The following is a 22,473-nucleotide window of genomic DNA, read 5'->3' on the forward strand; positions in this document are numbered from 1 at the left end:
TGAAAATCGTAAATATATTTTTATAATCGAAAATAAGTTGCCAGAATCGAAAATAACATGTCGAAAATAGTAAATAAATCTCACCTTCAAGCAGGACATTCAGAAAAAACAGAGAACATATCCTGTAAAACCAAAAATGGAGTGAGAAAATGATCGTAAAAACCCACGAAATTCCCCGTATTATTCTTCAGTTAGAGGCTTTGCTCAAAAGACTGCCGCAAAACCATCCGAAAATCTCGCAAATTATTGAAGATTTAAACATCAGAAATGCCGGCTTCAGAGGAGAGTTAGCAATAGATTATCCACTTAGTTTCCTCAACGAAAAAGACTACTCTATTTTTCACGATTTACGATTAAAAACGAAAAAACATTATTTTCAATTAGATACTCTGATTTTAAACCCGAAAGTGGCAATCATACTGGAGGTGAAAAATTACTCAGGCACCATCCACTTTGAACCAGGATTTAAACAGCTTATCCAAACAAAAGATGGAATTCAAAAAGGATATCCCTATCCACTGACACAACTAGAACGACATGAGTTACAGCTGAAAGAGTGGCTTCAGCAACAAAAATTAAGGGGAATCAACATTACTTCCCTAGTTGTCATTAGCAACTCTTATACAATCATCAGCACTTCTCCTGAGGAGAAATCCCTCCATCAAAAAATAATCCATAAAGAAGAGTTACCTACTAAAATCCCTAAGTTAGTCAATTCCCAACAGAACCAACCACTTGAAGAAAAAGAGCTTAAAAAGATATCTCGCCTCTTACTTAAACAACATACTGAAAGAGATTCTTCCATATTGGAACAATATCAAATCGATCAAAAGGAGCTAATAAAAGGAGCAATCTGCAAGAATTGCGGCTCACTCCCGCTTATAAGAATTAAGGCCAATTGGTTATGTACCACATGTAATAGCAAAGATAAGCTAGCCCATTTACGTGCTCTTGATGATTATAAATTGCTTATTAAACCAACAATAACGAATAGTGAATTAAGAAAGTTCCTAGGGGTAAATTCTATCGCAACAGCTAATAGGTTACTTCAGTCAATGAACCTAAAGTATGATGGAGAAAAGAAGGGAAGGGTGTATTACTTGTAGAAAAAAGCAAAGGGTGGATCTTGTCGAAAAAGCTCTAATAGTAAATAAATTCCCATAATCGAAAATATAATCGTAGAATCGAAAATAAATCCTCAAAATAGTAATTAAAATCATAAAATCGTAAATAAACCAGGAATTTCAGGATCTCAGCCCCAACTAATTTCATAATCCCAACTTAATATTGTATCCCACCCCCACTTATGGTACATTTAAACTATCTATTTGTGCGCATTCTCAGGAGGTGTCAATTCATGCATACAGCATTAATTATTCTACTAGTTCTTGTATCGATTGCTTTGATTACAGTTGTGTTATTACAATCTGGTAAAAGCGCAGGGTTATCAGGTGCGATCTCTGGTGGTGCCGAGCAGCTTTTTGGTAAGCAAAAGGCTCGTGGTTTGGATTTAGTTTTACACCGCGCAACGATTGTATTATCCGTATTATTCTTTGTTTTGACAGTTTTAGTGGCGTATATCGTACAATAATGATAAAGAGTAAGGGTCTGTAGAAGCAGGCTCTTTTTTTTATTAGTCACATCAAGGCAGATTGTTTAAAATAGTATACATACAGGAAGTAATACTCACAGCCCCATTGGGTTAAACTAAATAAAAGTAGTAGAAGGAGTTACAAAGAAATGAAAAGAGTTTTACCGAAACCATTTACTTTTGAAGGTGGAGACAAAGCCGTGTTGTTATTACACGGATTCACAGGGAATTCAGCAGATGTAAGGATGCTTGCGCGATTCTTAAGTGAGCGTGGGTACACATGTCATGCTCCGCAATATAAAGGTCACGGAGTACCGCCGGAGGAGCTTGTCCACACAGGTCCTGAGGATTGGTGGAAGGATGTTGAAGCAGGGTATGAGCATTTGAAACAAATGGGATTTGAAGACATTGCGGTTGGCGGCTTGTCTCTTGGCGGTGTGTTCTCTCTTAAATTAGGTTATACGATGCCGGTAAAGGGTATTATCCCAATGTGTGCCCCAATGTATATTAAAAGTGAAGAAGTCATGTATCAAGGTGTACTTGAGTATGCTAGAAATTATAAGAAGTTTGAAGGGAAATCTCCTGAGGAAATTGAAGAAGAGATGAAGGATTTCGCTAGAACACCAATGAATACACTAAAAGCGTTGCAAGAGTTAATCTCAGATGTGCGAAATAATGTAGATATGATTTACTCGCCGACCTTTATTGTACAGGCTAGACATGATCATATGATCAACACAGATAGTGCAAACATTATTTATAATGAAGTGGAAAATGATCATAAACAATTAAAATGGTACGAGGAATCGGGACATGTGATTACTCTTGATAAAGAGCGGGATCAGCTACATGAGGATGTGTATCAATTTTTAGAAAGCCTTGATTGGTAAACTATAATAAGGAGGATGATCAAATGGAACAAGACATCCAAATACATATTGAAAAATTGCTTTCTTTTATGAAAGAAGAAGCATATAAGCCATTAACGGTTCAGGAGCTTGAAGAAGCGTTTGGTATTGAAGATTCAACTGTGTTTAAAGACTTTGTCAAAGCATTGGTAGTTATGGAAGACGAAGGACTTGTTGTTCGTACGAGAAGCAATCGCTACGGCTTACCGGAAAAAATGAATCTCATAAAAGGGAAATTAATCGGTCATGCAAAAGGATTTGCGTTTGTCGATCCGGAAGATACAAGTTTAGATGATATCTTTATCCCGCCTACTGAGCTAAAAACGGCGATGCATGGTGATATCGTTCTTGTAAGAGTTAGCCCAAAAACAGGTGGAACAAGACAAGAAGGAACGATTATCCGCATAATCGAGCGTGGTGTAAAAGAGGTTGTCGGGACGTATACAGAAAGCAAAAATTTCGGATTTGTTATTCCGGATGATAAAAAAATCGCAAATGATATCTTTATCCCGAAACAAGCATCAAATGGAGCGGTTGAGGGGCACAAAGTTGTTGTCAAACTCACAACATATCCTGAAGGACGCATGAGTGCTGAAGGAGAAATCATTGAGATCTTAGGTCATAAAAATGATCCTGGTGTTGATATTTTATCCATCATCCACAAGCACGGACTTCCAGGCCCATTCCCGGTTGAAGCATTGGAACAAGCAAATGACGTACCGGAAACGATAAAAGAAGAAGATCTAAAGGATCGTCGTGATCTTCGTAATGAAACAATCGTTACTATTGATGGAGCAGATGCGAAGGACTTGGATGATGCGGTAACCGTTACAAAGCTCGATAACGGAAATTACAAACTAGGTGTTCATATCGCCGATGTTAGTCATTATGTAACAGAACAATCACCAATTGATCGCGAGGCTTCTGACCGCGGAACAAGTGTATACTTGGTTGACCGGGTGATTCCGATGATTCCTCACCGCCTCTCAAATGGAATTTGTTCCTTAAATCCGAAGGTGGATCGTCTCACATTATCATGTGAAATGGAAGTCGATGAAACGGGTACTGTTGTGAATCACGAAATTTTCCAAAGTGTGATTAAAACAACAGAACGAATGACATACACAGACGTAAATAAGATCCTTGAAGATCGTGATGAACAGCTTCTCCAAAAATACGAGTCATTGGTACCGATGTTTGAACTGATGGGTGAGCTTGCACAAGTGCTGCGAACAAAACGAATGACGCGCGGTGCCATTGACTTTGATTTTAAAGAAGCAAAAGTACTTGTTGATAAAGAGGGTACTCCAACAGAAGTTGTATTGCGAGAGCGTTCTGTAGCCGAGCGTTTAATTGAGGAGTTCATGCTTTTAGCAAATGAAACGGTAGCCGAGCACTTCCATTGGATGAATGTCCCGTTCATTTACCGTATTCACGAAGATCCTAATGCTGAAAAATTACAGCGTTTCTTAGAGTTTATTACAAACTTCGGCTATACTGTGAGAGGTTCCGGTAACGATATCCACCCAAGAGCGTTGCAAAATATTTTAGAGGAAGTAGCAGGTACACCTGAAGAAACGGTGATTTCAACGGTGATGCTACGTTCCATGAAGCAAGCAAAGTATGACCCGGAAAGCCTTGGACACTTTGGACTGGCAACAGAGTATTATACACACTTTACATCACCAATTCGCCGTTATCCTGACTTAATTGTTCATCGTTTGATCCGGACATATTTAATAGAAGGAAAAGTTGATGAAGAAACACGTTCAAGCTGGGCTGAGAGTCTTCCAGTCATCGCTGAACATTCTTCCAATATGGAACGAAGAGCGGTTGAGGCAGAACGTGAAACAGATGAATTGAAAAAAGCGGAATACATGCTTGATAAAATTGGTGAAGAATATGACGGAATCATCAGCTCTGTCACAAACTTTGGGATGTTTGTCGAGCTACCGAATACAATTGAAGGTCTAGTTCATGTTAGTTATTTGACAGATGACTATTATCGTTATGATGAGCGCCATTATGCCATGATTGGTGAACGCACAGGCACTGTTTATCGCATCGGTGATGAAATCACTGTACGTGTTGTGAATGTGAACAAAGACGAGCGCTCTATTGACTTTGAAATTGTAGGAATGAAAGGGACAAGAAGACGACCTGCTAAAGAAACACCAAAAGTGATTGTAGCAGGCAAAAGAAAAAGACTCTGGTTCACGCGGAGGCAATGGAAAGAAACGTGAAGGTGACAAAGATGGTGAATGGTCAACCCGTCCGCCACGTAAAAAGAAGAAAAAGCATTTTGAAAATGCACCAAAAGCTAAGCGGAAAAAGAAAAAACGCTAAAAAGGAAAGGGGCTTGCTGACATAGAGCTTGCCCCTTTGTCATTTTTTATTTATTTGTTTCAAAGATTATTAAGAGGGGGAAGGTAAAGGGAACTGTCCGTAAAGGTCTGAAATGATCAACTAAAAATCAGTTAGAATGAAATATTACGGTTGGAAGTTTCACTTTATTGAGTTACTGTCCATTATTTGCTAAAATAGTACGTATCGCAAGAGAGGGAGGGAATACAATGCCTAAAGGAATGGGAAAAGCATTAGCACAAAATAAGAAAGCTAATCATGATTACGCCATTGAAGAAACATTTGAAGCCGGCATTGTCCTTCAAGGTACGGAAATTAAATCAATTCGTAATGGTCGTGTTAACTTAAAGGACTCATACGCACGTATTGAACGCGGCGAAGTTTTCCTGCTGAATATGCATGTTAGTCCATATGAACAAGGAAACAGATATAACCATGATCCATTAAGAACAAGAAAACTATTATTAAAGAAACGTGAAATCGCCAAACTAATCGGAGCTACTAAAGAAGAGGGTTATGCACTTGTGCCATTAAAGATGTATATCAAAAATGGCTATGCAAAAGTGTTGATCGGTCTTGGTAAAGGTAAAAAGAAATACGATAAACGTGAAGACCTTAAGAAGAAGGAAGCAAAACGTGACATCGAACGTGCATTTAGAGAGCGCCAGAAAATGTAGTGGCAAAACCTTACAATTGCATTTTCATGCCAGTCTGATATAATAGGTTTTGTAAGGCAGTCAACTTACTTTAACAACTTCATAAGCAATTAAGCTTATATCTATCTTTATACTTCCCGTATTCCCTAGCTGGTATATACGGCTTATCATGGGGACGTTACGGATTCGACAGGGATAGTTCGAGCTTAGGTTGCGGGCCGAAGGGATCGTCTTCGTTAAAACGTCAACGCCAATAATAACTGGCAAATCTAACAATAACTTAGCTTTAGCAGCTTAATAACTGCTTAGCTGTTCCTCCCTCCATCGTCCATGTGGTAGGGTAAGGGACTCACTCTTAGTGGACTACGCCTGATTCCTCCGTCTGGGGATGATGGAAGAGACCAATCAGACTAGCTGCTCTGACGCCTGTCGATAGGCATAGGAGTTAGCGAAACCGCAAATATATCGACTACGCTCGTAGACGCTTAAGTGCCGTTATGTCTGGACGTGGGTTCGATTAATTATTAGTCGCCTTATGTGGTAACACATAAGTGAAAATTCGGCTTTATCGGTGAAACCTAAGTCACACAAAGTGGTGATAAGGCAATGCCGAGCGGTATGTGGAGCAATCCAACAGCCGTGTATCGACTTATAGGCTGCCAACTTGGTAGTACTAGGATACGAAAACCTGCCTTGAACTTTAAGGCAAAAACTACTTTTCGTATAAGACGCCGAAGGACCTAATAAAGGTTCAAGATATAGTCAGTGCCATGACGAAAGCATGGAATAGCACGTCCCACCGTCTCCACCAAATACATATTTGGTGGTTTTTATTTTTGTCTTTAATAAATTTAAATTTCAAAAAAGGCTTTTTCAAAAGCTAACTTTTGCTCTAAACGGTCCTTACTATACTTACCGTTTCTGATTGTAACTTTGTCATAGTGTTCAATAACCGATAATGCACGTTTCCTTTTTGTGGGCACTCTTAAATACGGTAAAACTTGTACAAGTATGTCTATAACCATTTCCTTTTTCTTTATATTTAAAGTAAAAGAATCCTTATGCTTTTCTGGATTATAATTCTTTTTATTACTAATAATCCCACCAGTCAAAGATTTGGTGTAATTTAAGAGTTCTATATCCGTTGATGCAATTGTAATACAAGGCCTCCGATGTTCGTTTTTATGTATTCTAGTTAATGTAATTGATCCCTCTCCCAATAATACCAGCTAAATATGCTGCCTCCCAAGCTTCCATATGTTTCACCGCCATATTAAATGGTGTTAAGAACATTTGTTCTGTTTTTATTATATTATATACTGCCACTCCATACAACTATCTTCATTATATTTTGGAGTAATTTGATTTAATTCTACTATTAAATAACAAATTTTTTTAGAATTATGATATGTTGAAACGTAAAAATAGCTGGATGTTCTGGCACCTTCCTCCCCATGCAATTTCTATTTTGCGAATTCCCTTTACTAAAAACAGAGATAGAATAAATAGAAGAGCTAAAAGGATATTAAAAAGAGCAGTATCTTTCAATTGATAGTTGTTCTTTAGTAATGTAATGATGGCATTTTTTAGAATTAAATGAATATCCAATGGTAAACCTAAGCAAAACACGGGAAAAGGAGATTAGGTATGACCAGGGATAAAGATTTAAATCCAATGAATGTGATGAGACCATTAAATATAAAACCTAAAATACTTGATGAGACCCAGCCTTTAACGACTTTTGAAATGGGGAAACTATGGGCTACCTATATGGGAAACAGTATGTCCATTCAAATTTTACGTTATTTTCTTCAACACTGTGATGATGAAGATATAAGATTGCTCCTGGAGAATGGTTTAGCCTTATCAAAGGATTTCAAGCAGAGGATAGAAGACACTTTTAAAAAAGAACACTTCCCTATACCTATTGGATTTACTGAAGATGATGTGAACCTTGGTGCCCCCCGTTTATATGCTGATGAATTTTACCCTCATTATTTAAAATATGCTGCTAAGGCAGGAATGAGTCTCTATTCAGTAGCAGTACCATTGGTCATGAGGGAGGATATAAGGGAGTTTTTTATTTATTGTAATGAATGTACTACTGTCTTTTTAGGCCAAATTAATACTGTTTTAATGGAAAAGAAATTTATTGCAAACCCTCCTATTATTCCGACTCCAGAGGGAATTGATAAAATTGAAAAACAAAGTTACTTAAATGGATTTTTGGGAGATGTCAGACCATTACAGGCACTAGAAATCATTCATCTTTGGGATAACATTGAGAATAACACTACAAGTAAGGCATTATTATTGGGGTTCTGTCAGATCGTGAAAGATGAAAAAATAAAGGCGTTGTTTAATAGAGGGTTAGATATGACTGAAAAAGCTGTAAAGCAGTATAAGGAAAAATTGCACATTGGTCATATCCAATCACCGGCGTTTCTAGACCATTTGGTAACAACATCTACATATCCTCCTTTTTCTGATAAAATCATGCTGTTTCATAAAGTGGACATGTTTGCAATGAAGATAAGGTCATTCGGAAACTCATTGGCAGTAACGGCAAGAAGAGATCTAAATATGTTGTATGCAAGAACGCTTGTTAACATTGGCTTATTTGTTGATGATGGAATGAATATTTTAATTGATAAAAATTGGTTGGATTCACCTCCACAAGCGAAAGAAAGAGGGTAGTTTTACAAGTGGAACAGCTTAAAAGAAGCTTGTAAAGATTGTTTTATCTACGGCATCATCCTATAATTGTGAGAAAAAGGATGCGTATCATGCCTATCAATTCGTTTGAAAACTATCCGATGAGCTGGAAGCCGTCGATTGATAAAACGGAAAAGCCAATATATAAAGCACTTGCACGACAATTGGAACAGGATATAGTAAACGGAGTTTTGTTACCTGGAACAAAGCTTCCTCCGCAGAGAGAACTGGCAGATTATTTGGATTTAAATGTAAGTACGATTTCCAAAGCTTTTAAAGTGTGTGAGTTAAAGGGGTTGTTAAGTGCTTCTGTAGGAAGTGGCACATTTGTATCGTATGATGCGTTATCAAATGCGTATTTACTTGAAGATACAAAACCGAAGCATTTAATTGAAATGGGAGCAACACTGCCGGATAATGCTTCATATGAGCCGTTAGTACTCCAGCTAAAAAGTATGCTGCAGGAGACAGATTATGAAAGATGGTTTGGGTATGGCCGCGCAGGAGAAAGTCTTTGGCAAAAAGATGCAGCGATAAAGCTAATCCGAAGAGGCGGATTTGTAACAACCGTTGATCACATTTTATTTGCAAATGGGGGTCAAAATGCGATTGCTGCTACATTGGCAAGTCTTTGCAAGCCAGGAGATCGCATTGGTGTTGACCAGCATACATATCCCGGCTTAAAAACAGTTGCCTCCATGCTTAGCGTTCAATTAGTACCGATCAAATCAGAGAACTACGAAATGAATCCAACATCATTTGAAGATGCATGTAAAAATGAAAATATTAAAGGTATTTACTTGATCCCGGATTATCATAATCCAACAGCTTCCTTTATGTCTGTTGAAAATCGGAAAATGATTGCAGAAATAGCTGAAAAGTATAAACAGTTCGTTATAGAAGATGCTTCATACCATCTTTTGGGCAAAAAACCTCTGTCGGCAATTGCATCATTTGCCCCGGAACATGTCATCTATATTGCCAGTCTATCTAAGGCATTAGCACCAGGGTTACGGCTTGCCTATTTAGCGGTACCTAGTCAATTTAAGGAGCCGATTTCCAAGGCACTTTATAATTTAAATATAACCGTTTCCCCGTTATTAGCAGAACTTACTGCACGCATGATTGTATCTAACCAATTTGAACTTTTAATTGAGGGGCATCAGGAACAAACGATTCGCAGGAACGAAATCGTTAATAAATATTTTACAGACTATACATGTTTAGGTGTTGAAACAGGAATCTTTCGTTGGTTGTTACTACCAGGCAAGAGCAAGATAACAGGTGCTGAATTTGAGAAGTTAGCTGCTCAGCAGGGAGTACAAGTGTATGCAGCTGAACGTTTTGTCGTGGGAAATAGTTGTCCAGAAAGGGCTGTAAGGATTTCTGTATGTGCCCCAAAAACAATTGAAGAGCTTGAGCAGGGATTGATGATCCTTAAACGTTTGCTAGAGGAGCTTACGTAAAATTGTTTGCCATACAATTATTATATTGTATGGTCTTTTTTGTGCGTGTTATGATAAGTCAAATCTAGTTGGAGGTTTAATAAGGTTTCTAGAAAGGGAGGTTAGAAGATGTTGCAGAAAGAAAGTGTAAAAGTGGTAGATGTTCAACCTGCTTTGTCACAAAGTTACATGGATTCTTCTGAAAAACAAAAGGCGTTATACAAACGTACACTTTTCGTTGTCAGTATTTCACAAATATTTGGTGGTGCAGGATTAGCAGCTGGAGTCACTGTGGGGGCCCTTCTTGCACAGCAAATGCTAGGTACTGATGCGTTTGCTGGACTTCCTTCAGCACTATTTACTTTAGGGTCAGCAGGAGCAGCTTTATTTGTAGGGAGACTTTCTCAACGTTTTGGTCGTCGTACAGGTTTAACAGCTGGTTTTATGATCGGTGGACTTGGAGCGATTGGAGTCATAATTGCAGCCATTATAAATAGTATTTTCCTGTTATTTGCTTCTCTGCTTGTTTATGGTGCAGGAACAGCAACAAATTTACAAGCTCGCTATGCTGGTACAGACCTGGCGAATCCTAAACAACGAGCAACGGCTATTAGTATGACAATGGTTTTTACTACATTTGGTGCAGTTGCAGGACCAAACTTAGTGAATGTGATGGGGAATTTCGCTCTATCTATCGGTGTTCCATCACTTGCAGGGCCTTTCATTTTAGCAGCGGCAGCTTATATTTTAGCAGGTGTTATTCTTTTCACCATGCTTCGTCCAGATCCACTTGTTATGGCAAGAATGATAGAATCGACCAACATCAAATCAAGGGATCATTTGGCAACAACTGAACAGACAGATAGCAGAAGAGGTATAATCGTTGGTGCTACGATTATGGTTCTGACTCAAATTGTTATGGTAGCGATTATGACAATGACACCCGTTCATATGAGGCATCATGGACATGACCTGGGTTCTGTCGGTCTAGTGATTGGTTTTCATATAGGTGCCATGTATCTCCCATCACTTGTTACAGGTGTTCTTGTTGATAAGTTGGGTCGTACTGTGATGGCGATTGCTTCCGGAGTTACGTTGCTTTTTGCAGGATTACTATCAGCTTTTGCACCAGGGGATTCTATGGTTCTTCTCGTCATTGCTCTTTCTTTACTAGGATTAGGATGGAATTTTGGTTTAATAAGTGGCACAGCGCTTATTGTTGATTCAACGAAAACTTCCACAAGGGCTAAGACTCAAGGTAAAGTGGATGTTTTGATTGCATTATCAGGGGCGGCTGGCGGAGCAATGTCCGGCATGATCGTGGCAGGTTCAAGTTATCTCACATTATCATTTATTGGAGGGATTTTCTCTTTACTACTTATTCCAGTGGTGATATGGTCTCGTGGAGGGAAAAACGATCAGGTTTCTGCAACGGGAAAAGTGTAAAAGAAAAACTCAGATGCTATGACAGGATATCTGGGTTTTTTTCGTTTACTAGAAACTCTGTCGAAATTTGTCTAATAGTGAATAAATTTCAATAATCGATAATAAAATCCGAGAATCGAAAATAAACTAGCCGAAATAGAAAATAAAGGATCATAATCGAAAATAAGTCTCGAAATCTTCGACCTACCTTAAGTATGGAATACTACACCAAAAAGCTGGCATTAACCTTAGTATGGTCTTATACCAGCCTTTTCCCCCTATTTTAGTTTCTGATGACCCTCATTTACTTTTTGATAATCAAGATCATGATGAACTTCGGTTGCAGGAATTTTCGGATTTGGAATTTGTCCTTTTGCAACTGGGTTAGCTACATATTCAAAATGACCTGTTCCATCCGGAGCGCTTCCTGTTGCCCAAAGTCCTTCACTTGATGCTTCACCTTCTGATAAATCCCAGAATTTATATGCTTCTTCTTGGGCTTCTTCTTCTGCTTCTGGTGGGAATGAAGCTGGTACAACCACACCGTTTTTACTTTCAAGCTCTTCAATTGCAGCCATCCACTGATATTGGTGGTAACGATCTCGAGCCAGCATTTTTCGGAATGTTTTACGTACACCTTCATCATTGGTCATATGGTATAGCCTTGCCACTTGAAGGCGTCCTTGGGATTCAGCGTGGAGGTTTGAACGCATATCTGCTAATAAATTTCCACTTGCAACGATATAAGAACCGTTCCATGGAACACCATTTGAGTTGGTTGGCAATCCGCCTAAACCACTGACAAGCAGGTGCTGGGGATTGATTCCTCCCATAATAGAGGCTGTTACAGGATCCTTTGCTGCTTCTGCTTGATCCTCGGGAGATGCACCATCCAGCAATTGTGAGATGAGAGAACAAAGCATTTCCACATGGCCAATTTCTTCTGTTCCAATATCCATAAGCATGTCCTTATATTTTTCTTCCCCGCGGCAATTAAATCCTTGGAAGAGATACTGCATCATCACAGTCATTTCTCCAAACTGTCCACCTAGTACTTCTTGTACCTGGCGAGCAAGCATGGGATCAGGTCGATCAACTTTTACTTCGAATTGCAATTCTTTTTGATGTCGAAACAAACGAATCTCCTCCTATGATTTTAAATGGATAGATATAGTAAGCCTTGCATAACTATACCCGGAAAGGTTGCTATAAAACATATTTGAAAAATATTAGGAGAAAGAACCTAGTAGAAATCCTTTTGAAACAGAATTCGTTAAGAAGGAAATATTATTCTCTTTATAGAATAGTTTGTAGTAAGCATGAGTTTAGTTGAGGATAGAAAGGTGAGATGAGGATGGGACAAATTAAAATTTATGGAGTCAAAGACAATTTAAATCCAATAAAGGAGAAACTGTCCGAGGTCATTCATTCGTGTATGGTGGACGCACTACAATTTCCTACAGAAAAGAGATTCTATCGTTTTTTTCCAATGGATAAAGAAGATTTTTATTATGCAAGTGGAAGGACCGAAGCATATACTGTGATTGAAATTAGTATGTTTGAAGGTCGAACGATTGAAGCTAAAAAGCAGTTAATCAAATTATTATTTGACCGAATTAATAGAGACTTGAATATATCTTCTCAAGATATTGAAATAACAATATTCGAAACACCGAAGCATAATTGGGGAATAAGAGGATTGCCTGCCGATGAATTAACATTGAATTATAAAGTGGATATTTAGCTGCAAGGCAAAAAAGAGAGACCGCTAACAAGGCGGTCTCTTCCATCATTATTGAACCAACTTAACAAGCATATGAGCAAGCTTGTGCTGTTCTTCCTCATTTCCAACCTTCCATAACTCCTGAAGCAACTTTTCTTCACGATTACGTGCTGATTCATGGTCAGCAAGGTAATCGGCAACTTTTTGGGCTGTTTTAGCCAGTTGCTCCTCGTTCATTCCAAGTTTTTCCCCTTTTGACACTTTGTCACCTAAGTAACTTTTAAATGTTTCAAAACTTGTAAGAACCTCGTCCTTTTTTTCTTCACCCATAGACTGCATTTTCTCTTCCACTTTGTTTTCTGCATTATGATGTGATTCAAAAGCCATTAAAAATCTCTCCTTTCAATAGTCTTTGATTTCCCTATTCAATGCCCCGGTTTCCCCTTTTATAAACATTGATTTGTGTTATGAAAAGAAGTAACCGATAATTAATCAGCTTTTATATTGAATTCAGTATAATCATTCCAATTGAGTAAAATACTATATAGAAATTTCACTGAAAGGATTTACTATGAAAATCAAACCAATTAAAGTGGGCACAAATAAAACAAGCACAAACGATAGATTAACATCAGCAGAAATAGGGAAGCTTTGGGCTACATATATGGGGAACAGCATGTCAAAGTGCATTTTAACTTACTATCTTCGTCATGTTGAAGATAAGGAAATTAAAATGTTATTAGAAAATGCATTGGCATTATGTGAAGATTTTATGAAAACAACAAAAGAAATAATGGAAAAAGAGAATTTTCCGATTCCGGTAGGTTTTACTGAAGAGGACGTTAATTTAGGTGCACCACGATTATTTCATGATGAATACTATGTTCATTATTTGAAATATGTGTCAAAAGCAGGGATGAGTATTTATAATGCAGGGATTCCTCTCGTGTATAGAAAGGATGTAAAAGAATTTTTCAGATATTGTATGGATTCTACGATGGATTTTATCGACCAGATTAAAAAAGTTTTAATGGATAAATCATTAATTATGAAACCACCTGTCATACCAATTCCGGAAAAACCATTGTTTGGTGACGAACATTTTCTGACAGGTTTTTTGGACAAAGACGACCATTACATGCTCTGGAAATTGCTCATTTCTACGATAATATTGAAAATAATGTAACAAGTAAAGCATTAATCATGGCTTTTGCTCAAGTTGTTAAGGATGAAAAGATACGGAAATTGTTTGAGTGGGGCAGAGATATGACTTCAGCTAATGTAGAAAATTATATAAAAAAGCTTTATCAAGAAAATTTGCCAGCACCGTCTTTTCTTGATGATTTGGTCACAACCTCTACTTATGCGCCTTTCTCAGACAAGCTCATGCTATTTCATAAAATGGATATGTTTTCTATGAAGATTAGATCTTTTGGAAATTCTGTGGCTGTAAACGGAAGGCATGATGTAGGACTGGTATATACGAGGTCATTTGTGAAAATCGGAAAATTTGTTGAGGCTGCAGCAGATATAATGATTGAAAAAGGGTGGATGGAAATCCCGCCAACTGCAGCGGATAGAAGATAATTAGCATTCGCTTCTGCTAATTATCCTTTAACCCTGCTTTTGAAGTAGACGTATTTAAAGCCAAAACGACAATCATAATTAAAATAAAAACTGTACCAACCCATTGGAATAGGCCAAAGGGTTCTCGCAGCCAAAAAACTGTCGTAAAAACGGCGGCAAGTGGTTCTATACTTCCCAGCAGACTTGATTCTTTAGGAACTAAACTTTGCAGGCTTTCTATATAAAACCAAAAGGCTATCATCGTACCAAAGATAATCACAAAGACCAAATAGAGATACGCTTCAACCGGTAATAGTTTTAGATCTATTTGCCAGGGCGGATGGATGGAACTTAAAGCAAGACCGCCAATGATCATAGCCCAGCCAACTATGACAAGTGAATCATATTGCTTCAGCAATGGAACAGCATAAAGCGTGTAAAAGGCTAAAGCTACTCCAGACAAAACACCCCACACAATAGCTGGTGTTGGTACAGAGAGTTGTGAGATGGAGCCGTTTGTTAATAAGAAAAAGCATCCTACAAGGGCTAGTGATACGGTCAATAAATCATTTCGTGTCAGGACCATATGTTTGCGGAAAATCGAGTAGATGATGATCATGACCGGTGCTAAATACTGCAATAATGTTGCTACTGCAGCATTTCCATGTTGAATGGAGGCCATGTATGTGTATTGAACAGCAAGCATACCGAATATCCCAAAAGTGATTAATTGAACAGCAATCCCTTTTGTTTTCCAAACCCCCAATACTTGTGACCGGTCTTTTATGAAAAATTGAATGCTTAATAGCAAAAAACCAGCAAGAAGTAATCGTGTTGTTACAAGCCAATCTACGTCAATTTCATACGAATCAAAAAGCTTCTTAGAGACTGTGCCGCCAATTCCCCAAAATACTGCACCTGTTAATACAAGGACAATCCCCTTTTTTCTATTCATAAACATCTTTCTCCCTAATATATAAAAATTGTGTGATAATGTTTATATAATAAAGGAGAAATTCCAATAAGAATACATAGATTGAATGGAAAAATATAAGGATATTGAGGTGTTAGTATGCAAATAAAAGATTTCAGAATTGATCATCGTTTAAAAGAATTAACTGAACATCGCACAGTTTTGTTACCTATTGCATGTTATGAAACAACAATTTCCAAAAATATAAATGGATTTATCCCTCTTCATTGGCACGACGAACTCCAGTTTGTTGTCGTGATCAAAGGTGAAGCAACTTTCCAAATAAATGATGAACATGTTGTTATTCGAGAAAAGGAAGGGCTATTTATAAACAGCGGATGCGTTCATATGGCAAAAGATTTGACAAAATCAGGTTGTGTCTATATCTGTTTAAATGTTTCCCCACGTTTTGTTTTATCGCAGGAACTTTATCCAACCCTTGTAGCCCCATTTATCCAGGCAACAAATATCCCTTATTTACACTTGGTCACAACTGAAGGTTGGGCGGAAAATATAGTAAACTCGATTATTGAGATCAATCAAATAATAAAACAACAATCACCTTACTATGAAATAGATATCAGCATCCATTTAACGTTAATTTGGAAAAACCTCATTATAAATGGAGTTACATTAGAATATGAACAAACGGAAATGAGAAAGAATCAACGAATGAAGCAAATGTTAAACTGGATCCATCACCATTATGCTGAGAAAATTTTTTTGAATGATATAGCACATGCCGGTCAATTAAGCCGTTCTGAATGCTGTCGATATTTCAAACGATTGGTAAAGAAAACACCCTTAGAATATGTAACGGATTATCGAATTCAAAAAAGTTTACTATTACTGCAACAATCAGATCTCACTGTCACAGAAGTTGCCTATCAAGTAGGATTTAATAGCACAAGTTATTTCATTGATAAATTCAGGAAGGTGATGAATATGACACCTTTGGCCTACAAAAAGATGATTGTTAAATAAAGATAAAATGATAGATTCGGAGGAGATAAAATGTTTACATATAAAATGAATGATGAGTTATCTTTGAAATTAGTCGAAGTAAGAGATGCAGAGGATGTCTTTGAATTAACAAATAATTCAAGAACCTACCTAAGAGAATGGCTCCCTTGGCTGGATACAACGACAAAAGTTGAAGATACAATTTCGTTTATTAAAAGCAGTTTAACAGGTTTTGCTGAAAATAGAAGCCTAAACACGGCTATTTTATTTAAAGGTAAAATGGTTGGAATCGCAGGTTATAATCAGATCAATTGGTCCAATAAAACAGCGTATATTGGGTATTGGCTAGGAGAAGAGTTTCAAGGTAATGGAATAATGACAGAGGTGGCTAAGGCATTGACTGATTATGCTTTTAACGAATTGAACCTTAATAAAGTTGAAATTAGGGCAGCAGCAGGAAATAAAAAAAGCAGAAGCATTCCTGAAAGATTAAATTTTGTTAATGAAGGATGTATCAGACAGGCGGAATGGTTATATGATCACTATGTTGACCATGTTGTATATGGCATATTAGCAGAAGAGTGGGAGAAGAATAAGTGAATGTTGTCCTGCTTATAACGTACAAAGTGTATTCGAATAAGAATGCTCTTTTTTGTACTTTAAGAAAGTGTAACTATACTAAAGGATTAAAGTATAAGAAAAAGACATCGACTTCCGCCATTCTTTGCGGCAAGTCGTGTTTTTCTAAATAATCCTACCTTTAGGCTTGAATAACCAGGAGTATTTACCTAAAATAAACTAATAGATAGTACACAGGTAGGAGCATGATAGAACATGATCTCAAATGAAGAAATGATTATTTTTATGAAACAAATCAAACTGCTAATTAGTGAATATAATAAATGTCATGATCTAAAGATCAAAGAGCAAATTTACGAAGAAATAATTGTGCTTAGTGATTTAATTGATACGTAATCTTCAACAAACAGCCGCCCCACTCTTTCTCCTTATCGCTCCCTCCTGTCCCAATGCTTTTCCCTTATTGAGGAAGAGGAGGATCAAAGATATTCCATAATAAAAATATAAAGAAAATAGCTAAAATCCATGCAACCCAAGGTTTCCAGTTATGGATGGCTAATAAAGAATAGGTTATGATATTAAAGATAAAAGACCAAATAAGTGTCCATCCATGATGATGAATAATGCTATCATTCATATAAGCAATGAATTCAATACATTCGAAAATCCCTGCCCATAGAAGTATCCAGCCTATTCTTTTGAAGGTTGATTCAGGAAATCGTCCTAAATAAACAACGATAACACAAGGATAAATGAGAAATGCAATAGCAATAGCTATGATTGAATGGGTAGGTAGCAACACATGGTCGATCCAAATAGGTTGAAATTCCCATACTCTATAATGATAAAGTAATGCCCCGTAAAGCAGATCACCTATAATCCAAAACAATAGAGTTGAATAAAATTCACTCAGACGTCTCCATTTACCAAAGAATAAACTAACAATAACAAAAAACACAACAAACGATGTTTGCATAAACTCTCCTTATAACTTATTGTGTATTTTAGTATTATCTTTTTTAAAAATACCTTACACTTAATAAGTGAATGGATAAATCACATGAGCAAGTAGAAGGTTGTCCTTTTGCGGAAATAAAAAAGTACATAGGAGAAAAACAAATGATCATTCAACCAAATACATTTATCTTCAATATTGGAATGGCAGCCATTTTATCGATCATTATTGGGCTAGAACGCCAATTAAAGAAAAAGCCATTGGGTTTAAAAACATGTTTAGTTATAGGGATCGTTAGCTGTCTACTCACAACCGTTTCCATTGAGTCATCGGAAAAATTCGCTGAGGCCTATATAAGACCGATGGATCCTTTACGTTTAGCTGCCCAGATTGTCTCAGGTATCGGTTTCTTAGGTGCCGGGGTGATCTTAAGGCGAAACAATGATATGATATCAGGTTTAACAACAGCCGCAATGGTATGGGGAGCCGGAGGAATCGGGATCTCATGTGGTGCGGGGTTTTGGTTCGAAGCTACCATAGCTACAGTTCTCATATTAGTCAGTGTAGAAATCATTCCATTTATCTTTAAATTTATAGGTCCAAAAACATTAAGAGAGCGGGAGTTAAAGGTAAAAATTACGGTTGATGATGAAGAGAAAATGACCGATATCTTAAAGGAACTGAAGCAAAAAGATATGAAGGCAAAGAAAGTAAGAGTAAAAGACATCAAACAAGGAGAGTTTCAGCAGCTTGACTTGGTACTTGTTGTGAATGAAAAACTGTATATTACCGAAGTGTATTATACATTAAAACAGATTAAGCACATCATACATGTTGAAATGGAGTCACTATGAATGTAGAATAATGTGTGTACAACAAAGAGAATAGGGTTAATTTGAACTGGAAAATTGTAGCTAGGGTTCCGCTATGTATTTAGGTCTGTGACCGAGGGCTACATCTTTTACACATGTAAAAGGCACCTATTGACATAAAAGGTCCGAGGGGAAAGGTTCAGCGTTTTTGTGATGCGCTGTAATCTTTCCTGCTCGGACCTTTTTTATCCAATCAGAAGTTACGATTTCTATCATTTAAAGGAGGTTTATAGGATATGAAAAAGATTGATGAAGTAAAAGCAGGTGTAGCGGTCATTATTTTCAATGAGAAAAAGCAGGTTTTATTACAGAAAAGAGCAGATGTGAAGTTATGGGGAATTCCCTCAGGTCATATAGAGATAGGGGAAACTGTTACTGAAGCAGCTATTAGAGAAATAAAAGAAGAAACAAATTTAACGATAAAAGTTAAAAAGCTGATCGGTGTATATTCTGACCCGCATTCACAGGTCTTTTCTTATCCAAATGGTCAAGTTGTCCATTTTATCACAACTTGTTTCCTGGCTGAAGTGATAGGGGGAGAACTTAGATGTAACGCGGAGGAATCGTTGGAATTCAAGTTTTTTGACTATCAAAACCTGCCTCATGACTTATTAAACATGCATCCAATGTGGTTAGAGGATGCTCTTGAAAATTCAGAGAAGGCATTTATTCGGTAAAATTTTTGATCATCATGTTGAAATAATACATATCCAGAAAATAATTAACACTTCTATTTTGATAAAACCTTGATTGGCATGTTGCCTTTCGAGGTTTCTTTGTTTACCAATATAATGAATTTTGAATAACGTTAATTTTCACATGAAAATATATCTAATTTTTCCATTACTTTCACTCATCTTCTTTTGTTAACATGTCGTTTCGAACATTTACAAACTGTTACAAACTGTTGTAATGGATACCCTGAAGGAAATGAAAAGAATACCCCTGGTCAAGATGAGGGTAAAACTGATGATGAAGATGGAAACAAAGAAACAAAGGAAGAAGAATATAGTGTAGCACTCGGTATTAACAACAATAAAACTGACCCGGAAAACATCCATAGTAAAAGCGGTGAAAAACTACCTGAAACTGCTACAGGAAATTACAACTGATTCATAGCAGGAATCATCATACTATTAGTTGAAGGCTGTATAGCATTCTTTGTAAGGAAACAAAAGGTACAAATATAAATTAAAGAGGGTACCGGTTATCAATTTTGTTGGTAACCTTTTTTTATGTTTTTTTCAGTGGTTGTTTTTGAAAAGATTGTTGCATAAAAAAATAGTATAAAATCTATAGTGGAATGGAGCTACAGACACTCCTGCTGAAAGCGAGTGTCTGTAGCGCAATGAAACGAACTAGTTTTCACAAGCCATTAATCAACAATCACCAACCCTAACATGGCAGAAAATTGAATAGCTTGAAAAGAGGACACTTTGCATCCCTTTAGGTCAGATATAGAAACAGTCAAAGTGTCAAAAGTAGACTTACTAATGTCTATCCCTTTTAGTGGAGTTCTTTCAAAGTTAGCAAGATTGATGTTGCATGAAGTAAATTCAACTTTTTTAAATTTACACTCATAAAAATCAGAATTTTCCAGGGCTGTATCGTGAAATTGTACCTTTTCTAATTTTGAATTACCAAAGGCAGATAGATTAAGTAAAGAATTTTTAAAAGACACATTTCCAAGACTTGACTCTGTTAAATCTGTTCCAAGTAATTTGCAGTTTAAAAATTGTGCTCTATGTATCGAAGAACGATTTAATTTGGCATTCGAGAAATCACAGTTATCAAAAACCACATCTGTAAAATCAGCACCTGAAAAGTCAGTATTTTGGAACTTACAATTTTTCAAAGCCATCTTATAAAAACGGACTCTAGGTAGTATTTCGTTATCAAATACAGCATCCTGTATTTGGCACAATTCTAATTCAGGATCTTCTTCATAAAAAATATCATTGAAATTTTTTAGGGGCAAATCATGTTGTATGGTAGGCGAATCAATTTTCATAGCATTCCCTCTCGATCTTTTTGTGTAGAATAAGAATCTTCTTACGTTACTATAGGAAAGTTTAGAGTTAAATATAAGTCTTTATTTTCGTTTGATAGTATGTACAAAGTAATAAGTTTGTGCATAAAACCCCCTAAAATGAGAAGAGGGTTTTATCAGTTATTCACTCACTATCCTATTTTCCAACTTTCTAGGAGGAAATAAGGTTGTATCATTATCTAGTTTTAAATCAATGAACTCCAAGATGCGTTGAAGATCATGTATTTGAGTAATAATATTTTGTTTATATTCAAGAAGAAATCTTTTTAATTCTGGAACAGAACTAATATTTTCTTTAAGGGGATGCTGTATAACATGTTTCATTTCGTTTAAAGACATCCCGGTTTTTTTAGGCAGGTAATGATTTCCATCCGCTCAGTATCTTCGTCGTTATAGACTCGGTGTCCATTTTCTTTTCTCTTTGCGTATGGGAGTAAGCCGATTTTCTCATAATAGCGGATAGCGTCTTCTGTCAATCCGGATTTTTCGGAAATTTGTTTTATGGAATAGGTTTGAATCATATAATCACCTACTAACATTAATATTCATTTACTTAAAACAGAAATTTAGGTTACAAATCTATTTTCAATTTAACAAAAATAGCCTAAATAATATATTCATTTTTGTAAATATCGTTTATTTGAGTTAATATCAATTCTTCATGGTCCGAAAACTTTATTCTCGATTCTTTACCGTTATTGATGAAAATGCCTGTTACTTCATCTCTGAAATTGAACACAGCTTCATATAAGCGAGAGGCACCTTTACTTGGATGAGCAAAAAAAGATTTCTTATAGGAATCATATAGCTAGGCATTCCTTTTCCTATCGTTAATTTTGTTTTACTTGGCCCAGGGCAAACACTGCGGATTTTGATTCCTTCAGAAAAGTACTCAGGAGCAATTCTCTTAGTCCAAAGGGAGAGGGCTAACTTACTGTTTGCATAAGGACCGAACAGTTTTTTAAATCGGGTTGTCTTGGGTTGAATTAATTTGTCTATATCAAATTGCTTTAAAAATAATAATGAATTCGAAGATGTATTAATGATCGTTTTCATCCTACCCTTGAGTAACAATTCTTTTAATTCCATAAAGATGATATAGGGAACCAATGTATTAACCTCGAAATGGATCTCACGACCTTGTTTGGAATATTTATATTCTTCAAAAGAGACCCCTGCATTGTTGAATAGTAAATCGAGTTTGCCTTCGCTGTTTTTAATCTGGCCAAGTGCTTTTCTTAGACTTGGGAAATCTGCTAAATCAGCTTTATAAACTCTTAAATGGTTCATTTTAATAGCTTCTAGGATCATTGAATCACTTGCAGAAAAGTCTGAACGGATCAACGCCACTACTTCCCAGCCTTTTGACAAAAATTTTTTTGTTAGTTCAAAACCTACCCCGGAGTTTGCACCAGTTATAAGTGCTATTTTATTGTATTCATTCATCTTAGTCTTCCTTTCCATGTTTCATATAATAAGTTCATGATAAAACTTGGTGTGAACACCAAGTCAAGAGGAATATAATGCTGATTTACACGGATCCTTAGTTTTTTTATTTAAAATGTGTGCTTTTGACATTCAACCGGATCTTCATCAGAATATAGAGGATATACAATCTTACCTTTCATCTACTTCAGATCATGTTGTACTTTTCGAGTTTAATTATAGGACACACTCACTCGAGGCAA

Annotated in this window: 21 protein-coding genes, 1 other RNA gene and 2 pseudogenes; 16 read left to right on the plus strand and 8 right to left on the minus strand. The window is 36.7% G+C overall.

Annotated elements, in window-relative coordinates; translation table 11 throughout:
• The first annotated feature begins 149 nt into the window (after positions 1–149).
• The 6 genes and pseudogenes from AC0L8O_RS00135 to ssrA all read left to right on the plus strand — a co-directional run bounded on the left by AC0L8O_RS00135 (position 150) and on the right by ssrA (position 6,039).
• On the plus strand, positions 150–1,106 hold the full coding sequence (locus tag AC0L8O_RS00135) for a nuclease-related domain-containing protein (protein WP_473446079.1): 957 nt from the start codon (positions 150–152) through the stop codon (positions 1,104–1,106).
• Positions 1,107–1,357: 251 nt separating this feature from the next.
• Positions 1,358–1,591, plus strand: coding sequence for a preprotein translocase subunit SecG (secG, locus tag AC0L8O_RS00140; RefSeq protein ID WP_026559619.1), 234 nt, complete (start codon positions 1,358–1,360; stop codon positions 1,589–1,591).
• A gap of 149 nt (positions 1,592–1,740) precedes the next feature.
• Complete coding sequence (locus AC0L8O_RS00145; protein ID WP_473446080.1) at positions 1,741–2,481, plus strand: alpha/beta hydrolase; 741 nt, start codon at positions 1,741–1,743, stop codon at positions 2,479–2,481.
• Between the two features lie 23 nt (positions 2,482–2,504).
• Positions 2,505–4,845, plus strand: a pseudogene (gene rnr, locus AC0L8O_RS00150) (ribonuclease R).
• Positions 4,846–5,072: 227 nt separating this feature from the next.
• Positions 5,073–5,540 carry an SsrA-binding protein SmpB gene (gene smpB / locus AC0L8O_RS00155; protein WP_026559616.1) on the plus strand — a complete coding sequence of 156 codons (468 nt, stop codon included), beginning with the start codon at positions 5,073–5,075 and terminating at the stop codon, positions 5,538–5,540.
• A gap of 158 nt (positions 5,541–5,698) precedes the next feature.
• Positions 5,699–6,039, plus strand: a transfer-messenger RNA (tmRNA) gene (ssrA, locus tag AC0L8O_RS00160).
• A gap of 331 nt (positions 6,040–6,370) precedes the next feature.
• Here the strand turns inward: ssrA and AC0L8O_RS00165 are convergent.
• Positions 6,371–6,739 carry an LAGLIDADG family homing endonuclease gene (locus tag AC0L8O_RS00165; protein ID WP_473446081.1) on the minus strand — a complete coding sequence of 123 codons (369 nt, stop codon included), beginning with the start codon at positions 6,737–6,739 and terminating at the stop codon, positions 6,371–6,373.
• A 427-nt stretch (positions 6,740–7,166) separates the two neighbouring features.
• On the opposite strand from AC0L8O_RS00165, the gene AC0L8O_RS00170 reads away from it, so the two are divergent.
• The 3 genes from AC0L8O_RS00170 (at position 7,167) to AC0L8O_RS00180 (ending at position 11,125) form a co-directional block, all read left to right on the plus strand.
• A complete protein-coding gene (locus AC0L8O_RS00170) occupies positions 7,167–8,216 on the plus strand; it encodes a DUF3231 family protein (protein WP_473446082.1) in 1,050 nt (349 codons plus the stop codon).
• Positions 8,217–8,305: 89 nt separating this feature from the next.
• A complete protein-coding gene (locus AC0L8O_RS00175) occupies positions 8,306–9,700 on the plus strand; it encodes an aminotransferase-like domain-containing protein (protein ID WP_473446083.1) in 1,395 nt (464 codons plus the stop codon).
• A gap of 108 nt (positions 9,701–9,808) precedes the next feature.
• Positions 9,809–11,125, plus strand: a complete 1,317-nt coding sequence (locus AC0L8O_RS00180) for an MFS transporter (RefSeq protein ID WP_473446084.1) — start codon at positions 9,809–9,811, stop codon at positions 11,123–11,125.
• A gap of 257 nt (positions 11,126–11,382) precedes the next feature.
• Here the strand turns inward: AC0L8O_RS00180 and AC0L8O_RS00185 are convergent, their stop codons facing one another.
• Positions 11,383–12,240 (minus strand): manganese catalase, encoded by an 858-nt coding sequence (locus tag AC0L8O_RS00185; protein ID WP_251685306.1) that lies wholly within the window; start codon positions 12,238–12,240, stop codon positions 11,383–11,385.
• Between the two features lie 218 nt (positions 12,241–12,458).
• Here AC0L8O_RS00185 and AC0L8O_RS00190 point away from each other — a divergent pair, with 218 nt between their 5' ends.
• A complete protein-coding gene (locus AC0L8O_RS00190) occupies positions 12,459–12,848 on the plus strand; it encodes a tautomerase family protein (protein ID WP_473446085.1) in 390 nt (129 codons plus the stop codon).
• A gap of 48 nt (positions 12,849–12,896) precedes the next feature.
• Here the strand turns inward: AC0L8O_RS00190 and AC0L8O_RS00195 are convergent, their stop codons facing one another.
• On the minus strand, positions 12,897–13,214 hold the full coding sequence (locus tag AC0L8O_RS00195) for a DUF3243 family protein (protein ID WP_473446086.1): 318 nt from the start codon (positions 13,212–13,214) through the stop codon (positions 12,897–12,899).
• 184 nt (positions 13,215–13,398) lie between these two features.
• Here AC0L8O_RS00195 and AC0L8O_RS00200 point away from each other — a divergent pair.
• Positions 13,399–14,414: pseudogene (locus AC0L8O_RS00200) on the plus strand (DUF3231 family protein).
• 16 nt (positions 14,415–14,430) lie between these two features.
• Here AC0L8O_RS00200 and AC0L8O_RS00205 read toward each other — a convergent pair.
• Positions 14,431–15,348, minus strand: coding sequence for an EamA family transporter (locus AC0L8O_RS00205; RefSeq protein WP_473446087.1), 918 nt, complete (start codon positions 15,346–15,348; stop codon positions 14,431–14,433).
• A 117-nt stretch (positions 15,349–15,465) separates the two neighbouring features.
• On the opposite strand from AC0L8O_RS00205, the gene AC0L8O_RS00210 reads away from it, so the two are divergent.
• Positions 15,466–16,350 (plus strand): AraC family transcriptional regulator, encoded by an 885-nt coding sequence (locus AC0L8O_RS00210; RefSeq protein WP_473446088.1) that lies wholly within the window; start codon positions 15,466–15,468, stop codon positions 16,348–16,350.
• Positions 16,351–16,380: 30 nt separating this feature from the next.
• Positions 16,381–16,929 (plus strand): GNAT family N-acetyltransferase, encoded by a 549-nt coding sequence (locus AC0L8O_RS00215; RefSeq protein ID WP_473446089.1) that lies wholly within the window; start codon positions 16,381–16,383, stop codon positions 16,927–16,929.
• Between the two features lie 439 nt (positions 16,930–17,368).
• On the opposite strand, the gene AC0L8O_RS00220 is transcribed toward AC0L8O_RS00215, so the two are convergent.
• Positions 17,369–17,884 (minus strand): CBO0543 family protein, encoded by a 516-nt coding sequence (locus AC0L8O_RS00220; protein ID WP_473446090.1) that lies wholly within the window; start codon positions 17,882–17,884, stop codon positions 17,369–17,371.
• Between the two features lie 143 nt (positions 17,885–18,027).
• Here AC0L8O_RS00220 and AC0L8O_RS00225 point away from each other — a divergent pair, with 143 nt between their 5' ends.
• From AC0L8O_RS00225 to AC0L8O_RS00235, 3 genes are all read left to right on the plus strand, one after another.
• Positions 18,028–18,717 carry an MgtC/SapB family protein gene (locus AC0L8O_RS00225; RefSeq protein ID WP_473446091.1) on the plus strand — a complete coding sequence of 230 codons (690 nt, stop codon included), beginning with the start codon at positions 18,028–18,030 and terminating at the stop codon, positions 18,715–18,717.
• Positions 18,718–18,971: 254 nt separating this feature from the next.
• Positions 18,972–19,412 (plus strand): NUDIX domain-containing protein, encoded by a 441-nt coding sequence (locus tag AC0L8O_RS00230; RefSeq protein WP_473446092.1) that lies wholly within the window; start codon positions 18,972–18,974, stop codon positions 19,410–19,412.
• A gap of 186 nt (positions 19,413–19,598) precedes the next feature.
• Complete coding sequence (locus tag AC0L8O_RS00235) at positions 19,599–19,847, plus strand: hypothetical protein (RefSeq protein WP_473446093.1); 249 nt, start codon at positions 19,599–19,601, stop codon at positions 19,845–19,847.
• 263 nt (positions 19,848–20,110) lie between these two features.
• Here the strand turns inward: AC0L8O_RS00235 and AC0L8O_RS00240 are convergent, their stop codons facing one another.
• The 3 genes from AC0L8O_RS00240 to AC0L8O_RS00250 all read right to left on the minus strand — a co-directional run bounded on the left by AC0L8O_RS00240 (position 20,111) and on the right by AC0L8O_RS00250 (position 22,231).
• Entirely contained in the window at positions 20,111–20,746 is a 636-nt protein-coding gene (locus tag AC0L8O_RS00240) for a pentapeptide repeat-containing protein (RefSeq protein ID WP_473446094.1), read from the minus strand.
• Between the two features lie 368 nt (positions 20,747–21,114).
• Positions 21,115–21,306, minus strand: a complete 192-nt coding sequence (locus AC0L8O_RS00245) for a MerR family transcriptional regulator (protein ID WP_473446096.1) — start codon at positions 21,304–21,306, stop codon at positions 21,115–21,117.
• Positions 21,307–21,499: 193 nt separating this feature from the next.
• Positions 21,500–22,231, minus strand: coding sequence for an SDR family NAD(P)-dependent oxidoreductase (locus AC0L8O_RS00250; RefSeq protein ID WP_473446097.1), 732 nt, complete (start codon positions 22,229–22,231; stop codon positions 21,500–21,502).
• Positions 22,232–22,473: the final 242 nt, after the last annotated feature.

This window comes from Metabacillus sp. KJ11-3 (genome assembly GCF_055808295.1).

Coding starts and splice junctions, on each gene's coding strand:
- AC0L8O_RS00210 (WP_473446088.1), top strand. CDS start 15,466: ATGCAAATAAAAGATTTCAGAATTGATCATCGTTTAAAAGAATTAACT.
- AC0L8O_RS00250 (WP_473446097.1), bottom strand. CDS start 22,231: ATGAATGAATACAATAAAATAGCACTTATAACTGGTGCAAACTCCGGG.
- AC0L8O_RS00180 (WP_473446084.1), top strand. CDS start 9,809: ATGTTGCAGAAAGAAAGTGTAAAAGTGGTAGATGTTCAACCTGCTTTG.
- AC0L8O_RS00190 (WP_473446085.1), top strand. CDS start 12,459: ATGGGACAAATTAAAATTTATGGAGTCAAAGACAATTTAAATCCAATA.
- AC0L8O_RS00225 (WP_473446091.1), top strand. CDS start 18,028: ATGATCATTCAACCAAATACATTTATCTTCAATATTGGAATGGCAGCC.
- AC0L8O_RS00245 (WP_473446096.1), bottom strand. CDS start 21,306: ATGATTCAAACCTATTCCATAAAACAAATTTCCGAAAAATCCGGATTG.
- AC0L8O_RS00205 (WP_473446087.1), bottom strand. CDS start 15,348: ATGAATAGAAAAAAGGGGATTGTCCTTGTATTAACAGGTGCAGTATTT.
- AC0L8O_RS00215 (WP_473446089.1), top strand. CDS start 16,381: ATGTTTACATATAAAATGAATGATGAGTTATCTTTGAAATTAGTCGAA.
- smpB (WP_026559616.1), top strand. CDS start 5,073: ATGCCTAAAGGAATGGGAAAAGCATTAGCACAAAATAAGAAAGCTAAT.
- secG (WP_026559619.1), top strand. CDS start 1,358: ATGCATACAGCATTAATTATTCTACTAGTTCTTGTATCGATTGCTTTG.
- AC0L8O_RS00145 (WP_473446080.1), top strand. CDS start 1,741: ATGAAAAGAGTTTTACCGAAACCATTTACTTTTGAAGGTGGAGACAAA.
- AC0L8O_RS00170 (WP_473446082.1), top strand. CDS start 7,167: ATGACCAGGGATAAAGATTTAAATCCAATGAATGTGATGAGACCATTA.
- AC0L8O_RS00240 (WP_473446094.1), bottom strand. CDS start 20,746: ATGAAAATTGATTCGCCTACCATACAACATGATTTGCCCCTAAAAAAT.
- AC0L8O_RS00230 (WP_473446092.1), top strand. CDS start 18,972: ATGAAAAAGATTGATGAAGTAAAAGCAGGTGTAGCGGTCATTATTTTC.
- AC0L8O_RS00175 (WP_473446083.1), top strand. CDS start 8,306: ATGCCTATCAATTCGTTTGAAAACTATCCGATGAGCTGGAAGCCGTCG.
- AC0L8O_RS00135 (WP_473446079.1), top strand. CDS start 150: ATGATCGTAAAAACCCACGAAATTCCCCGTATTATTCTTCAGTTAGAG.
- AC0L8O_RS00195 (WP_473446086.1), bottom strand. CDS start 13,214: ATGGCTTTTGAATCACATCATAATGCAGAAAACAAAGTGGAAGAGAAA.
- AC0L8O_RS00220 (WP_473446090.1), bottom strand. CDS start 17,884: ATGCAAACATCGTTTGTTGTGTTTTTTGTTATTGTTAGTTTATTCTTT.